A 15,403-nucleotide genomic window follows, 5' to 3' on the forward strand; every position below is an offset into this window, starting at 1 on the left:
AGCGATATTTCCCCACGGGCTCGCAAAGCGAACGAGCGCATCGCCGGGAGTAAAAACTTCCGATTCTCTGTAGTCGTTTTTTCGGGTATGCACTTCCAGAAGATGCAGCTTGTCGGCTTGGGCGACGATTTCGCCCTGATCGTTAAAGACCAGACACGTGTTGTAGAGCGATTTTTCGCCGCCGCTTCTGTTTTTGTCTTCATGAAAAAGCGGAATGGTGCCCGCAAGAATCCAGATGCCGTTTTCTCTGGCCGCTCTGGAAAAGGCAGGAAGAATGACTTTGCTGTCGTGGGCGTGGGCCCGGATGTTTTCGTGAATAAAGGGCGTATTCCAGAGTTCGCCAAAAAGAATCAGATCGGCGCCCAAAGCGGCCGCCTGTTCGATCTGAACGAGCGCTTTAGAAAGATTGGTTTCGAGATCGTCGGTGACTTCGATCTGCGCAATGGCGGCTTTCATTCGATCCACCCCTGCGCTTTCATCCAGGCGGCAATGCCGCCTTCTTCGACGGGCGGGGTATGGGCCGGATAGCGATCGAGCGCGGTCTGTTCGCCTTCGGCCATGGCCACCGGACAGGCGGCGTTGTCGAGCATGTCGAGATCGTTGAAGGAATCGCCAAAGGCCGCATAGGCGTGCTCGGGCAGATTCCAGTGCTTCATGAGCCGGGAAATGCCTTCAAACTTGGATAGATCGTCGCGGGAAATGTCTGCGGAATATTTCGTATAGTGCACGAACAGACCATCCAGAGCGTCCAGCTCCTTTCGCAGGGCAAGCGGATCGGGCACGCACATGGAAATTACGCTCAGGGACTGCTCGGGAGTCCACGCGTGACGCGGCAGTACGGGCGTATGGATGGAGTCGAGTTTTGGCTGATAATACTTTGCGTTATCAAAGACGAACGCCTGGCTTCCGGAAACGAAAAATCCGGCATCATGTTTTCGCCCGGTCTCGATCAGCGCTTCGATCGTATGCGGATCAAGCGTCTTGCAGAAGAGAACGTTCTGATTTTCGTCATAGACGCAGGCGCCGTTTCCAGCGACAACCCCGTCCCACAGTCCGTTCTGGGGCCCGAGCAGGATTTCGGAAAGCTCAAGCGAGCGGGCGGTGCACAGCGCGCAGAACACCCCCTGTTTTCTCAGTTTCTGGACCATCTCCAGATAGCCTTCGGGAATACGGCCCAGACGATGGCTGAAAAACGTGTCGTCAATATCAAAGAAGACGGCGCGCACATCTGCGGGAATTTTGCGCTGGGAAGAATCGGGTACAGACAGAGAATTGAAATCGGGATTTGGACGGGTCATAAACGAGGACCTCCTTTTTCATGGATTCGAATGGATGATTCGATTCTGATTTTTGTATAGATGGCTGTGGCCGAAAAAGGCGGCAGGCCGCCTGCGTTTCGACAAGCCGATCTAACGATAGAAAAAGCGTACCGGAATACGCACGCAAACCAAAACGCTTGGGTTCAAAAGAATCCAGAAACCGACGCATTCCCAGACAGGATCTTTCAAACGAGGCCTTTCGAGGAAAAACTCTGCGATTGAACAGGCAATGGCGCCAGAGTGGGGCAGGGAGCGGATTAAACTGAAACCAGTAAGAAAAAATCGGGAAGTGAAACACGCGATCCGAGCGGATTCCCGAAACAAAGTCCGGCAGCGTGACCTGCGCAAGAGAGAAGGCTATAGCCGGAGGAAGGAAGAAAATTCACAATGGCAATTTATAAGTGTGCCCCGCAGTCGGTTGTGGAATCGAGTGCAGCCAAGGACGCAAGACTGCTGAGCGTCAGCCGTCAGAATCTGGATGAACAGGCCTTTTTCCTGTTTTCCGGTACGCCGGAAACGTCTTCGATTCTCGTGAATACCGAGCTGGCGGGTCTTTCCGTTTACGACTGGTATTCCCGCCAGGACGAAAAGACGCTGGGCAAGAAGTCCAGACCGTATTTGTATGTCCCGTTTGAAATCGAAAAAATCAGCACGCCCCAGGACGGCTCGGTCATCATCAACAACGAAGAAAACGAAGCGATCGTCTATACGATGGAAGCGCCGGCTGAACAAGTGATCTATTTCAATAAGACAGAAGCCCTGAGTCTTCCGGGCGATCACGCGGGTTTTGAACCGGCTTCCCTTCAGAACGATTTTCTGGCGTGGCCGACCGAGCCGGGCAGCGTGTTCGCGTTTAATCCGGGTCTGACTCTGGTCCTGACCGCACCGGCGTTTGTGCTCATGTTCAGTTCGCTGCTTAAAGGCGACGGCACCCAGCCGAAAATCGCCGATGAGGGCAAGACGTTTTACGTGAAGGACGGTCAGGCGAAAAATTCGCTGATCGGCTACACGTCCGTTTTTGAAATCGATAAATGCGAACTCGACGGCTCGATCGTTCTTTCCACAACGGATGAGAGCTATCAGATTCTGCTTCTGATCGGCGGCGAAGCCGTGATCAGCCAGAAAGACGAAGTCATTCACGCCCAGGCTGGCACAGCCGTTCTGATTCCGGCCAACGAAGAAAATGTGGTTGTGACCGGAAACGCGCAGTTTGTCAGCCTGCAGCTGCTCTAAGACAAAAGCGTACAGGCCAGACGAGACGCCAAAGACGGCAACACTGGAAAAACGATGAAAAAGAAAAGGAACCCGCGCGGTTCCTTTTTCACAGGACGAAGGCCGAAAGCAGCGGACATATTCCGATGCGTACGATCGGGCAGGAGTCCTATGGGGAGCCGTTTGAGGAGATACGGCGGATTTTCTATAATGGGAGCCATGAATCAGAATGCCCTGCTGGAATGGTACAAAAACAATCACCGCGAACTTCCGTTTCGCTGCAACCGGGACCCGTATCGAATCTGGGTTTCCGAAATCATGGCGCAGCAGACCCGCATTGAGGCCATACTTGGCGCGTACGAGCGCTTTATGAACGCCTACGACTCCATCGAAAAGCTTGCCGACGCCGATGACGATGAATTGATGAAGCTCTGGCAGGGCCTGGGCTACTATTCGAGAGCTCGCAATCTGAAAAAAGCGGCGCGGCTTTGCGTCGACTGCTATGACGGAAAGCTTCCAAAAACGAAGGCGGAACTGAAAGCTCTGCCGGGCATCGGCGACTATACCGCCGGCGCCATCGCATCGATTGCCTATGGCGAGCGCGTCAGTGCCATCGATGGAAACGTCATCCGCGTCTACGCCCGTTATTACGGCCTTGAAGACGATTTTTCGATCGCCAGAAACCGCAAAGGACTCGAAAAGCGCGTCCAGGCCGATCTGCCCGAAGAAAAATGGATGCCCTTATGGAATCAGGCGCTGATGGAACTGGGCGCTCTGATCTGTACGCCGAAAGCCGCGCGCTGTGCGGACTGTCCGCTTTATCCGGACTGCGTAAGCGGCCGCAGCGAAAATCCTCTGCGTCTTCCCGTTCCCAAGCAGAAAGCTGCAAGGCCGCAGGAAAAATTTACAGTGTACGTATGGTATGCGAAAGACGCGGACGGGTCGATCTGGATTCATCTGCGCAAGCGTCCGGCGTCGGGCCTGCTTGCGGGACTGTATCAGTTTGACGAAGAAAAGCCGGATCCCGTTTTGTCTGAACAGCCGCTTGGCGAACACCGCCATCTGTTCAGCCACCGCGAATGGTGCATGGAAGGCGTGCTTGTCGAAACGGAAAAACAGACGGATTTTCTGCGGCTGGAAAGCGCCTGCGCAAACTGCTCAATTCCTTCCGCTTTTCTTCCGTTTTTAAAACGCACGCTCAAAATTCTGAAAAAGGAAGATATCCCGCTTCATTTCGGAATGCACAGATCTCAGGAGGTCATACATGGAAAAACTGAATAAGCCGATCCGAATGGTCGTCTGCGATCTGGATGGCACGCTGCTCTACAGCACGAAAAAAATTACGGATCGAAACAAGGACGCCATATGCGCGCTGCGAAATCGCGGCGTGAAATTTGGCATCTGCTCCGGCCGTTCGGCGGTGGCGCTCAAAACGATGCTCGCTTTGTGGGGGATCGATCAGGATGTGGATTTTGTGATCGGCTTTAACGGCGCGATGTATATGGATCCGGCGACCGGAAGCATCGAAGAAACCGACTGGCTGACGCCCGAAGCGATCGCGCCGGTCATGGAATCTTTAAAAGGCTATCGTCTGGCGATGGCGGAATATCATGGAGACGGGCTGTATTCAACAGCCGACAATCCGATCGTACGCCAGATGGCCAGACGCAACCGGCTGAGCTTTCACAAAGTCAGACCCGACTGGCTGCTGCGAAACAGTCTGAAATTCATGGCCGTCGGCATGCCCTGGACCATTTCCCGCTATTTGAAAAGCGGCGAGCCGGGCCGCCTGAAAACCGCCCGCGTATTTCGCTCCGGACCGTTTTTGCTGGAATTTGTTCATCCGCAGCTTTCCAAGCTGGAAGGCGTCAAAAAGGCGTGCGAGCGCTTTGGCTGTTCGCTGGATGAAGTCGTGACGTTTGGCAATGACAATAACGATCTGGAAATGTTAGCGGGAACGGTCGGCGTGGCCATGGCCAATGCGCTGCCGGCCATAAAAGAAGCCGCGAAATACGTCACCGCCTCCAACCGGCACGACGGTACGGCGGTGTTCATGGAAAAGTACATTCTCACCCAGCCTCCCCTGCAGCCGGACAAGCCGGAGTCATCGAAATAAACCCCGTCTGGATCGAAACACGGAAGCAGACTGCACAATTCTGAATTGCCCATGCAGGACTTCTTTCCTGAAGATTTGGACATACACATTGGACATACACAAAGGAATAAGGATTACTGTTATGAAAAAGGAAGATACCATTGAAAGCTTTACGCTCGATCACGACAAGGTGATCGCGCCTTACGTTCGGCTGATCGGCACCGAAACCGGTCCGAAAGGCGATGTCATTTCCAATTTTGACGTTCGTCTTACGCAGCCAAACCTCGATTTTATCGACAACGCGTCGCTCCACACGCTTGAGCATCTGCTCGCCAAATACCTGCGTCCTCAGTTCGACGGCTATATCGACTGCTCGCCTTACGGATGCCGCACCGGCTTCCATCTGCTCGTCTGGGGCGAACCGACGAGCGAAGAAGCGGCCAGGGCGCTGAAAAAAGCGCTCGAACAGGTGACGGAAACGACCATCGATCAGGTTCCGGGTCTGCACCGCAAGGAGTGCGGCAACTATAGGGAACATTCGCTTGAGGGCGCCAAAGCCTGGGCGACCCGCATTCTCGCACAGGGCATTTCCAGCAACGCCTTCGAGCGCGAAGAAGTCTAGACCCCGGCTTTCCGGAAAAACGAATAAGGAAAATCGAACAGAGAAAAAGGAAACGATTCCCTCGCACAGCCGTGTACAGGCAAAGCGGGTCCGTCGTTTCCTTTTTGTTTTGTATGGCCCATTGGATGACGTAAGTTTTAAGCAGGAAAAGCCTGTCCGTTTCGAGCGCTCGAAACGGGCAGGCGAGAGGTTTATCGAGAATGCGGAAAAGCGAAAGACCGTTTAGTCCGCGAACGGAATGCCGTACCAGGCAATGCCTTCGTCTTTCCAGCCGTTAGCAGTCAGGAAGTCCTGTTCGCGCCTGCTGGCGGTGTAGTTATGGGAGCCGGCTTTCGCGTTTGGATTGTAGGCCCGGTAAAGCGGCTGCACGTTTTCCGTATTTTCCGGAGAATACCAGCCGATCTTTTCGTCTTTCCATCCCTGCGTGATGAGGAAATTTCTTTCCTTTTCGCTCATCGTGTAGTGATGATCGCCCGCGTTTTCGTTGTAGAGACGATAAACCGGCTTGCCGCTGCTGGCGGCCAGCCAGCCGATGCCTTCATACCACCAGCCGGCTTCAATCAGCGCGTTGCGCTCTCTGAGCACGGCGGTATAGAAGTGTTCGCCGGAGTTTGGATTGTACATGCGAAACATGATCTGCGTGTTTTCCGGGGTCTTTGGAAGATAGGCACCCTCTACAGCGTTCTGCGCATACTGCTGCAGCTGCGCGCGGATCTGATCGGTCGTATAGACGGGTTCGCCGTTCGGGCTGTACTGGAAGACCTGACCAAAAACGGACCGGTATCCGGTACGGTTGTTTGTGCCGACCGCAAAACCGGTGACGGTATAGTCCTTGTTTACGATGTTCTGATAGTGGCCGCCATTGGATGGCTTTTCCAGCGTGTACCAGCCGTAAAACGGATTCATGAACTGGCCAAGCGGAACGCCGGGGATCTGTCCCCAGCTCAGGTTTTCGCCCACACTAAAAAGACCGGTATGATCTTCGAGACTGCTGGACGCGTCGGCCTGCACCATGGAAATGGCCATCAGGGAATACGTTACGCCAAGAGCTGGAAGACCTTCCGAAGCCCGAATCTGGTTGCACTGATCAATATAGTCGAGCGCCATCCAGAAATGCGGAAGCGTGATGGTGTCGTTGGGATCATCCAGCGAGCCAAGCGTGTTTTCGAGACCGAAAGCCAGAATCGAGGCGGCTGCCGGCGACTGCGTCATGAAAAAGCCAAGAACGTCCAGGGCCATCGGGTCCTGATGCCGGTATGGTGCCAGCCACTGGGCGACCGTTTTTGAATCGTAGGGAACCGCGATATTGACGTGTGCGATTTCCGGGAGAATGTCTTCATCATACGGGGTATACGCGTCGCTGCTGTCCAGGATGTATGTCTCGCTGCTTTCCTGCTGCATCGGCTGAAGTTCTGCGGATGCAGACTCTTCGCTTTCCTTAGCCATCACGCTGACGGGCGTGCTCGCGCCAAGAAGCCCGACAAGCGCAAGGACCAGAGCAGACTGGATTTTTTTCTTCATCTTTTCCTCCTTGTTTCTGCACAGTAAATCCGACGCTTCTGCCATGCGGCGAGACCGGAAAAGCACATGCGGCCGCATTACGCCAGCCTCATGCCATACACGGTTTCTTCTGTGCAGACTGACCAGCCTATTCTGACACGGATCGCGCCAAATCGAAAACCGCGTGGCATCGCGGCTTCGCATTAGAGAAAAGCATTTCTCGTCAGAACCGACGAAAAAACACTCCACCGGTTTAAAGGCAGACAGAAGAGAAAAAACAGGAATCGGATCACGCTCCTGGCGCATGTGAAATTCCCTTCAGACCGATCCATTCGGATAAAGGATTTTTCCGATGTAAAACGTTTTCCGTGTACATTTGGAAAATCGGGTCCGCTTTCCGCAAAGACGATGGAAAGCTTTCTCGAAAAAATCTTCAAAAGCTCTGTGAAAACGACAGGCTGTCCGGATCCCTTTCGACGACTGAAAAAAACAGTCGGAATCGAAGGGGGTCCGGGCAGAACCGGCCGCTCTTTTGAGAAGGAAGCATTCAGACTGGTATGACGTTCTCATCCCTTTGAGATGAAACGGGCCGAATGGCGGTATAGAAAAATGGAAAAAAGAAGAAACGGATGTATTAAAAAGCGCATGCAGGCTTTTTAAATACGCAAAAATAATGATCCGTAAAGAAGATTTCCAATATTTAACGGTGTATTTATGCTGAATAGCGTATGATACTTTTCATTCCTGCAAGCCGTGCTTTTCCTGTAGACTTTCTAGGAAAAATGCGAAAATTTCGGGGAAAAAGCCGGCAGGGAAAACCCGTACGGATCGGGTTTTCCGGCCGTATCCGCTTTCAATAAGCCATAGAGGTTCATGAGCGGCTATGATAGAATGAAATGAATTCGTATGAGATTTGAGAGGAGAAACACATGGCTCTTTTTGGAGGTCTGTTCTCTGAGGACGCTAGAGAACTGAAAAAACTGGAAAAAACAGCAGATCTCGTTCTTGCCCGCGAGCAGGAAATGAAGAATCTGTCTGATGATGAACTGAGACATAAAACCGATGAATACCGTGAACGTCTTGCCAAAGGCGAAACGCTTGATGATCTTCTGCCGGAAGCCTTCGCAACAGCCCGCGAAGCCGCCAGCCGCGTGATCGGTGAAAAGCCGTTCAAAGTGCAGGTTGAAGGTTCCATTGCGATGCATCGCGGCGACATTGCCGAGATGAAAACGGGTGAAGGTAAAACGCTGACAGCCACTATGGCGGTTTACCTGAATGCCCTCGAAGGCAAAGGCGTTCATGTTATTACCGTCAATGAATACCTCGCCGGACGAGATGCGGCCTGGATGGGCGAAATTTACCGTTTCCTGGGTCTGACCGTCGGCGTAAACAAGCATGAAATGAGCGAAGCGCAGAAACGAGAAGCGTACAACTGCGACATTACGTACACCACCAACTCCGAACTTGGATTTGACTACCTGCGCGACAACATGGCCCGCCGCGTCGAAGACCGCGTACAGCGCGGCCTGCACGTCGCCATCGTCGATGAGGTCGACTCCGTTCTGGTCGATGAAGCGAGAACCCCGCTGATTATTTCCGGGGGTTCGAAAGATACCGCAAACCTCTACATTGCGGCCGACCGCTTCGTAAAGACTCTGACCGCTCCGGAGTATGAATACGACAAGAAAACGAAGGAAAAGGAACTGCTTTCCGGCGACTACGACATCGATGAAAAAATCCGTCAGTGCATTCTGACCGACAGCGGTGTAGAAAAAGCCGAAAAGTTCTTCAATGTACCGAACCTGTACGACCTGAACAATACCCAGCTCGTACACCACATCAACCAGGCGCTGCGTGCCAACTACATCATGACCAAGGACGTGGAATACGTAGTCAGCGATGATTCCGAAATCGTCATCGTCGACCAGTTCACCGGACGTACCATGCCGGGACGCGTATTCTCCGAAGGTCTGCACCAGGCCATCGAAGCGAAGGAAAACGTGCCGATTAAGGAAGAAACGTCTACCCTGGCTACGATTACCTACCAGAACCTGTTCCGTCTGTACGACAAGCTGGCCGGCATGACCGGTACCGCCAAGACCGAGGAAGAGGAATTCTTAAGCACGTATAACATGCGCGTTATCGTCATCCCGACAAACCGTCCGATCGCCCGTCAGGACCTTCCGGACGAAATCTACGTGCACAAGAGCGATAAATACAAAGCGCTCGTTGCCAAAGTCAAGGAACTTTACGAAAAGGGCCAGCCGGTTCTGGTCGGCACCATCGCCGTAGAAGTTTCCGAACTGCTTGACAAGATGCTCAATGACGAAGGCATTCCGCACGAAGTGCTGAACGCCAAAAACCACGCGCGCGAGGCGGAAATCATCGCCAAGGCCGGCCGTCCAAAATCCGTAACGATCGCCACCAACATGGCTGGCCGCGGTACCGACATCAAGCTGACTAAGGAAAGCCGCGAACTCGGCGGTCTGGCTGTTCTCGGTTCCGAGCGTCACGAATCCCGTCGTATCGACAACCAGCTGCGCGGCCGTTCCGGCCGTCAGGGCGACCCCGGATTCTCCCGCTTCTACGTTTCTCTCGAAGACGATCTGATGGTTCGCTTTGGTACCGACAAGCTCAAAAACCTGTTCTCTTCGCTGGGCGAAGGGCAGATTGAGTCCAAACAGGTTACCCGTTCGATTACAATGGCTCAGAAGAAGGTCGAAGGCTCGAACTTCGATACCCGTAAAAACGTTCTGGACTACGATGACGTTCTGCGAAGACAGCGTGAAATCATTTACGACCAGAGAAACAAAGTTCTCGAATCCGACGACGTATCGGATATGGTCAGACTGATGATGGAAAAAGTCATCGAGCAGACGCTCCAGGCGGACCTGTCGGATGAGCGCAAAGGCGAAGTCGACCTGCCGGAACTCGTCCGTTCCCTCGAAGTGCTCGGCCTGAAAGGCGATCGCGGCTTCCATGTCGAGGAGCTCGAAGGCAAGAACTTCAACGAACTCAAGGACTACATTTTCAACCGGGTATGGAAAGAATTCGACGAAGAAATCGATCTCGTCCGTGAACCGTTCAAACGCTACGAAAAGGACATCGTTCTGGCCACCATCGACCGCAACTGGGTTGCGCACATCGACCTGATGGAAAAACTGCGCGCCGGCATCGGTCTGCGCAGCTACGCCCAGAACAACCCGCTGCAGCAGTACGTGCAGGAAGGCTTTGACATGTTCGAGGAAATGAACCGTCGAATCGACCGCGAAATCGTTTCGAACCTTCTGAAATTCCGCGCGCCGAAACCGCAGCCGACGAACAAGGTCGAGCAGGTTCGGGAAGCCGCTAAAGAAAGAGTGCAGAAGTAATGGAACTTTTTGAACTGAAACAAATGCTTGCTACTCACCTGGAGAAGTTGGACTCTCTGGGTGAGTCGCTTTGACCTGCCATCCAAGGAAAAGCAGATTGAAGACTACGACCGGCAGATGCTGGCGGAAGATTTCTGGAGCGATCAGAAAAAAGCCCAGAGCGTAATCCGCAAGCAGAACTCCTTAAAGGACATTGTCACCTCCTATAACGAACTGCGCGCCGACATGGATTCCGTTTCGGAAGCGTATGACGTGCTCAAGGAAGAGATGGACGAGGATCTGCTGGAAATGGCCTCGGAAGAAATGGAAGAGGCCGCAAAGAAAATGGAAACCTTCCAGGTGAAGGTTCTGCTGTCGGGGGAATACGACGATTCCAACGCCATTCTGGAATTCCATCCGGGAGCCGGCGGAACGGAAGCGTGCGACTGGGCGTCCATGCTCTATCGCATGTACACCCGCTACGCACAGAATAAGGGCTGGAAAGTAACCGTGCTCGACTATCAGGAAGAACAGGAAGCCGGTCTGAAATCGGCGACCATCCTGATTGAGGGCGAAAAAGCCTACGGCTATCTCAAAGGCGAAAAAGGCGTGCATCGTCTGGTGCGCATTTCGCCCTTCGATGCGGGTGCTCGCCGTCACACTTCGTTTGCGTCGGTGGAAGTCATGCCGCAGTTTAACGACGACATCGAAATCGAGATCAAGCCGGAAGATCTTCTTGTGGAAACCAAACGCGCGTCCGGCGCGGGCGGTCAGCACATTAACAAGACCGACTCCGCGATTCGCATGGTCCACCTGCCGACGGGCATCGTGGCGACCTGCCAGTCTGGACGAAGTCAGATTCAGAACCGTGAAGAAGCCCTGCGCATTTTGAAATCCCGGCTGCTTCAGCTGGAAATCGAAAACCAGCAGAAGAAAATCGCCGAACTGCGCGGTGAAGTCAAAGCTAACGAATGGGGATCCCAGATCCGTTCGTACGTTCTGCATCCCTACACGATGGTCAAGGACGCAAGAACCGGCTGCGAAACCAGTCAGGCCCAGAGCGTGCTCGACGGGGATCTGGACGGATTCATCTTCGCTTGGCTGAACTCCCAGGTCAGCTGATCGCGAATTTTGTACAAGGCTGTAAACCGGCCGGCGCTCAAAACGAGATGCCGACTGGTTTTTTGTATGCTGCAAAGCGGAAAGAAAAAGATTCGGCAGAAACAGACTTTTTCAAAATCGCTCAGGAAAGCCGGGAAACGGGACATTTTCCAGACGCCGCGCTCTCACTCTCGATGAAGAGCGATAGGATGGAAACAGGACGATAAAAAACGGACGGCTTTTGAGCGGACTGCGGCTGACGACGGGGTCCGATCGTCATGCGGGAGTGCTCCCAGGCCGATCCCAAAAGTAAAAGCCAGTTCAGGATGGCAAGAAAGGATTTCCAATGAAAATTCATGAGACGATTCTGGATGTGATCGGCAATACGCCCCTGGTGGAAGCCGGTGTACTGGAACAGGAAAACGATTCGAAAGCCCGCGTGGTATTCAAACTGGAAGCGCTCAATCCGGGCGGATCCGCAAAAGACCGCATTGCGCTGCACATGATTGAAAAAGCCGAAAAAGAAGGGCGCCTGAAAAAAGGCATGACCATTATTGAAGCCACTTCCGGAAATACCGGCATCGGCGAAGCGCTCGTGGGCGCACGCAAAGGCTATCGCACGATTATTGTTATGCCGGATTCTATGTCGATAGAACGCCGCAATCTGCTTAAGGCCTTCGGCGCGGAAGTCGTTTTGACCAAAGGCAGAGAAGGCATGGCCGGCGCGGTAGCCAAAGCCGAAGAAATCGGAAAAGAAATCGGCGATGTCTTTGTACCGGGTCAGTTTGAAAATCCGGACAACCCTGAAACGCACTATCTGACGACCGGTCCGGAAATCTGGGAAGATACGGACGGCAAGGTCGACATTTTTGTTGCCGGCGTCGGCACGGGCGGAACGCTCAGCGGTGTCGGAAAATACCTCAGGGAAAAAAATCCGAATGTGAAAATCGTGGCGGTCGAACCCGCCGGCTCTCCGCTGCTTTCGGGCGGCAAAGCCGGTCCGCACAAGCTGCAGGGCATTGGCGCCAACTTCATTCCGGATACGCTCGATCGCTCGATTTATGACGAAGTGATCGAAGTCAGCGACGAAGACGCGCTGAAAACGGGCCGGGATCTGGCGCGCAAGGAAGGTATTCTGGCCGGCATTTCCTCCGGCGCGGCGGCAGCCGCGGCTTTAGAACTGGCTTCCCGTCTGGAAAACGAAGGCAAGCTCATTGTGGCGCTCCTTCCCGATACCGGCGATCGCTATCTTTCCAGCGAAATGTTTACAGACTGATCGAATACAGATACACAATCGAAAAAGAATATGAGAAAACGGCAGGCCGCAAAGGGCCTGCCGTTTGCCGTATAGCGGACACATGGTTTTAAAGAAGCGCTGCAGGCACAACTCGCTGGTTTTGACGATATATACCGCTTTTCTCCCCCCATACGGCATAAAAATTGCGATATATGCTTTATATCCAGAAATGTAAAGGGTTACATCAAAAACAGGAGAAAAAGAAAATGGTAAATCGTTTTGTTCTCAATGCCGTTTCCTATCACGGCAAAGGGGGGATTCAGGAAATTCCTGGAATCGTCCGAAGCAAAGGCTTCAAAAAAGCGTTTATCGCGACCGACCCGGATCTGGTGAAATTTGGCGTAACGAAGAAAATTACCGATCTGCTCGACGCGAACGGCATGGACTACACAGTCAATTTCGACATCCAGCCCAACCCGACCATCGAAAATGTGCAGCACGGCGTCAAAGCGTATAAGGAATCCGGTGCAGACTCCATGATTACCGTCGGCGAAGGAAGCGCATGGATACCGGCAAAGCCATCGGCATTATCATCAACAACCCTGAGTTTGCGGACGTTCGCTCGCTCGAAGGCGTTGCCGACACGAAAAATCCGACTGTCTTCACCATTGCTGTCCCGACGACAGCAGGAACCGCTGCCGAAGCGACGATCAACTACGTGATCACCGATACAGAACGCAAGCGTAAATTCGTCTGTGTCGATACGAACGACATTCCTAACGTGGCGATCGTTGACCCCGACATGATGAGTTCCATGCCTAAAGGGCTCAGAGCTGCAGCCGGAATGGATACGCTGACGCACGCCATTGAAGGCTGCACGACCGCAGCGGCCTGGGAACTGGCCGACTGCCTCAACCTGGAAGCCATTCACCTGATCAGCCAGAATCTGCGCAAGACGGTCGAAAACGACCCCGAAGGCCGTGAAGGCATGGCGCTTGATCAGTTTGTAACCAGCATGGCGTTCTCGAACGTCGGCCTGGGCATTGCCCACTCCATGGCGCACACACTCGGTGCGATCTACAACACGCCCCATGGCGTAGCGTGCGCAATCCTGCCGCCCATCGTGATGGAATACAACCAGAAAGCAACCGGCGATAAGTTCAGAAAAATTGCGGAAGCCATGGACGTCGATACGACGGGCATGAGCGAAAAGGAATACCGCAAAGCCGCCATTGACGCGGTGAAGAAACTTTCCGCCGACGTAGGCATTCCAGAAAAGCTGGATGCGCTGCGCGAAGAAGATCTCGATTTCCTTGCCGAATCCGCCTATGCAGATGCGTGCCGTCCGGGAAATCCGAGAGAAACCTCCGTTGCGGACATGAAGGACCTGTTCCGTGAACTGATGTAATCTGACGCGATCCGCTTTTGTAAAGCATGACGACGCGGATCCGGAAACATACGCTGTTCTGAACCGATTTGCGGCTCTGATACAAAGATCCGATCAAGGACCTGAACGATCAGAGCCGCATTTCTTTTTGTCCTGTTTCTTTATTCCTTGTCGACCGGTTGTGTCTGCCTGTGGGCGTCTGAAGAGAATTTCGGATTTCTTGGTGCGGCAGGGCGTCTGTCCTAAAATGGAAGCGATAAAGAAGAATCCAGTCCGTTAACGCTCTGGAAGAAAGGAGAATACAGAATATGGGTATGTTTGATTTTTTAACGTCCGGCGCAATTGAGAAAATGCTGAATGCGATGAGCGACGAAGAAAAGGAACAGATTCTGGAGCAGGCGCACAATCTTGCCCAGAACATGGATATGCAGACGCTTGCAAGGCAGATGTCCGATCTCTCGGACATGTTTAATACCGAGAGTACAGGACAGCCGGAGACAGAGACCGATTCTGAACAGAAAAACGGCGCGCAAAGCGGCGTTGAAGAAGAGCGTATGGAAGAAAATGCCGATCCAGATTCCGTAAACCAGAGCGCTGATCCGTTGGAAGAGGAGCCGGCTGGATTCGTAAGCGAAGAACAGGAAGCTGAAAAAGAAGAGACCGCAGAAGAGGAAAGCGAAGAAGAAGCCGAAGGCGAAGAGGATGAAACTGAAGAGGATGAAGAAGAGCCGACAATTGATGCCTTCTTTGGTTTCCGTCCGATTCTGTGCACCGCGATGGATGCGCAGACCAGAGAGTTTCTGGAAGCGGCGATGGATCTGGAAATTTACTATGAAGACATGGAAAATCCGGATCTGAGCGCGTCCGTTCTGTTTTTAGCCAAGGCGCTTCTCAGCCTGCTTCGTGAAGGTGTCTGTCCGTATCTGGCGGAACTTGGCGTGCCCGGCTTTAATCGTCCCGACGATACCCGGCTGGAAGACTACACACGCTTTGCCTCGGATACTTCATTTGACTTTTCCATTCTCAACGACAGAAAGCAGCGCGTTCTGGCAGGAAGTCTCATGAATGAAATCCTGCATTCCACCGCACTGTGCGCTCTGGCAGAAGCCCTTTACAGCGCACAAAACGATCGCATCGATCAAAAGACGCTTCAGGAACTCAAAGCGCAGCTGGAAGAAGAAGGTCTTCTCGAAAAGCTGGTTTTGCTGGAAAACGCCTGATTCATTCCGATGCGATTCAAATGAAGCTTCCATACTAGACGAAAGCACCGGCTGATCGGGATCGAACAGCCGGTGCTTTTAAAACCGAAGAAATGTGAATTGCAATAAATGGCGCTTAGCGGCTCTTGCGTGTCGCAAAGGCGTCAAAGCAGAGAACAACTGCCTGAACGATCAGCGCAACGCCGGCAATCGTCATAATCGTATCGATGATGGATCCGGGTTTGATGACGAGGAAAATGCCAAGAGCCAGAAGGCAGAGGGCAACAACCAGGGAGAATACCCAGCTCGAAGCGCCATAGCTTTTTAAGACGAGCGAAGACTGAATCTGAACAATCGAGTTGATCACGAGCAGAACGCCGA

12 protein-coding genes and 1 pseudogene are annotated in these 15,403 nt (G+C 53.1%); 9 read left to right on the forward strand and 4 right to left on the reverse strand.

What is annotated here, in order from left to right:
- Positions 1–456 (reverse strand): nitrilase-related carbon-nitrogen hydrolase (locus ACLUYS_RS06175; protein ID WP_412659391.1); only part of this gene is annotated, 456 nt, incomplete at its 3' end.
- Entirely contained in the window at positions 453–1,298 is an 846-nt protein-coding gene (locus tag ACLUYS_RS06180; RefSeq protein WP_288339505.1) for an HAD family hydrolase, read from the reverse strand. The genes ACLUYS_RS06175 and ACLUYS_RS06180, both read right to left, overlap by 4 nt.
- 408 nt (positions 1,299–1,706) lie before the next feature.
- Here ACLUYS_RS06180 and ACLUYS_RS06185 point away from each other — a divergent pair, with 408 nt between their 5' ends.
- The 4 genes from ACLUYS_RS06185 (at position 1,707) to ACLUYS_RS06200 (ending at position 5,248) form a co-directional block, all read left to right on the forward strand.
- The gene (locus ACLUYS_RS06185; RefSeq protein WP_412659392.1) at positions 1,707–2,552 is read left to right on the forward strand and encodes a hypothetical protein; all 846 of its coding nucleotides are present in this window, start codon (positions 1,707–1,709) and stop codon (positions 2,550–2,552) included.
- Positions 2,553–2,750: 198 nt separating this feature from the next.
- On the forward strand, positions 2,751–3,812 hold the full coding sequence (locus tag ACLUYS_RS06190; protein WP_230267763.1) for an A/G-specific adenine glycosylase: 1,062 nt from the start codon (positions 2,751–2,753) through the stop codon (positions 3,810–3,812).
- On the forward strand, positions 3,796–4,647 hold the full coding sequence (locus ACLUYS_RS06195) for a Cof-type HAD-IIB family hydrolase (protein WP_412659393.1): 852 nt from the start codon (positions 3,796–3,798) through the stop codon (positions 4,645–4,647). Before ACLUYS_RS06190 ends, ACLUYS_RS06195 begins: the two co-directional genes overlap by 17 nt.
- A gap of 121 nt (positions 4,648–4,768) precedes the next feature.
- Complete coding sequence (locus ACLUYS_RS06200) at positions 4,769–5,248, forward strand: S-ribosylhomocysteine lyase (protein WP_230267765.1); 480 nt, start codon at positions 4,769–4,771, stop codon at positions 5,246–5,248.
- 222 nt (positions 5,249–5,470) lie between these two features.
- Here ACLUYS_RS06200 and ACLUYS_RS06205 read toward each other — a convergent pair whose 3' ends face one another.
- Positions 5,471–6,769, reverse strand: coding sequence for a CAP domain-containing protein (locus ACLUYS_RS06205; protein ID WP_412659394.1), 1,299 nt, complete (start codon positions 6,767–6,769; stop codon positions 5,471–5,473).
- A gap of 908 nt (positions 6,770–7,677) precedes the next feature.
- Here ACLUYS_RS06205 and secA point away from each other — a divergent pair.
- The 5 genes and pseudogenes from secA (at position 7,678) to ACLUYS_RS06230 (ending at position 15,043) form a co-directional block, all read left to right on the forward strand.
- Positions 7,678–10,119, forward strand: coding sequence for a preprotein translocase subunit SecA (gene secA / locus ACLUYS_RS06210; RefSeq protein WP_230267767.1), 2,442 nt, complete (start codon positions 7,678–7,680; stop codon positions 10,117–10,119).
- Positions 10,119–11,220, forward strand: a protein-coding gene (prfB, locus tag ACLUYS_RS06215; protein ID WP_230267768.1) for a peptide chain release factor 2 whose coding sequence is annotated in 2 segments (ribosomal slippage) — positions 10,119–10,190 and positions 10,192–11,220 — 1,101 coding nt in all. Because the reading frame shifts where the segments join, the coding sequence is not laid out codon by codon here. The genes secA and prfB overlap by 1 nt, the downstream gene beginning before the upstream one ends.
- A gap of 325 nt (positions 11,221–11,545) precedes the next feature.
- Positions 11,546–12,475, forward strand: coding sequence for a cysteine synthase A (gene cysK / locus ACLUYS_RS06220; protein WP_230267769.1), 930 nt, complete (start codon positions 11,546–11,548; stop codon positions 12,473–12,475).
- Positions 12,476–12,702: 227 nt separating this feature from the next.
- A pseudogene (gene fucO / locus ACLUYS_RS06225) lies at positions 12,703–13,844 on the forward strand (lactaldehyde reductase).
- A 287-nt stretch (positions 13,845–14,131) separates the two neighbouring features.
- Entirely contained in the window at positions 14,132–15,043 is a 912-nt protein-coding gene (locus ACLUYS_RS06230) for a hypothetical protein (RefSeq protein ID WP_412659395.1), read from the forward strand.
- 115 nt (positions 15,044–15,158) lie between these two features.
- Here the strand turns inward: ACLUYS_RS06230 and ACLUYS_RS06235 are convergent.
- The coding region (locus ACLUYS_RS06235) for a DUF308 domain-containing protein (protein WP_412659396.1) at positions 15,159–15,403 on the reverse strand (245 nt) is incomplete at its 5' end.

The sequence above is a fragment of the Allobaculum sp. genome (genome assembly GCF_047010065.1).
Classification (GTDB): Bacteria; Bacillota_I; Bacilli_A; order Erysipelotrichales; family Erysipelotrichaceae; genus Allobaculum; species Allobaculum fili.

Coding starts and splice junctions, on each gene's coding strand:
- ACLUYS_RS06180 (WP_288339505.1), bottom strand. CDS start 1,298: ATGACCCGTCCAAATCCCGATTTCAATTCTCTGTCTGTACCCGATTCT.
- ACLUYS_RS06185 (WP_412659392.1), top strand. CDS start 1,707: ATGGCAATTTATAAGTGTGCCCCGCAGTCGGTTGTGGAATCGAGTGCA.
- ACLUYS_RS06190 (WP_230267763.1), top strand. CDS start 2,751: ATGAATCAGAATGCCCTGCTGGAATGGTACAAAAACAATCACCGCGAA.
- ACLUYS_RS06195 (WP_412659393.1), top strand. CDS start 3,796: ATGGAAAAACTGAATAAGCCGATCCGAATGGTCGTCTGCGATCTGGAT.
- ACLUYS_RS06200 (WP_230267765.1), top strand. CDS start 4,769: ATGAAAAAGGAAGATACCATTGAAAGCTTTACGCTCGATCACGACAAG.
- ACLUYS_RS06205 (WP_412659394.1), bottom strand. CDS start 6,769: ATGAAGAAAAAAATCCAGTCTGCTCTGGTCCTTGCGCTTGTCGGGCTT.
- secA (WP_230267767.1), top strand. CDS start 7,678: ATGGCTCTTTTTGGAGGTCTGTTCTCTGAGGACGCTAGAGAACTGAAA.
- cysK (WP_230267769.1), top strand. CDS start 11,546: ATGAAAATTCATGAGACGATTCTGGATGTGATCGGCAATACGCCCCTG.
- ACLUYS_RS06230 (WP_412659395.1), top strand. CDS start 14,132: ATGGGTATGTTTGATTTTTTAACGTCCGGCGCAATTGAGAAAATGCTG.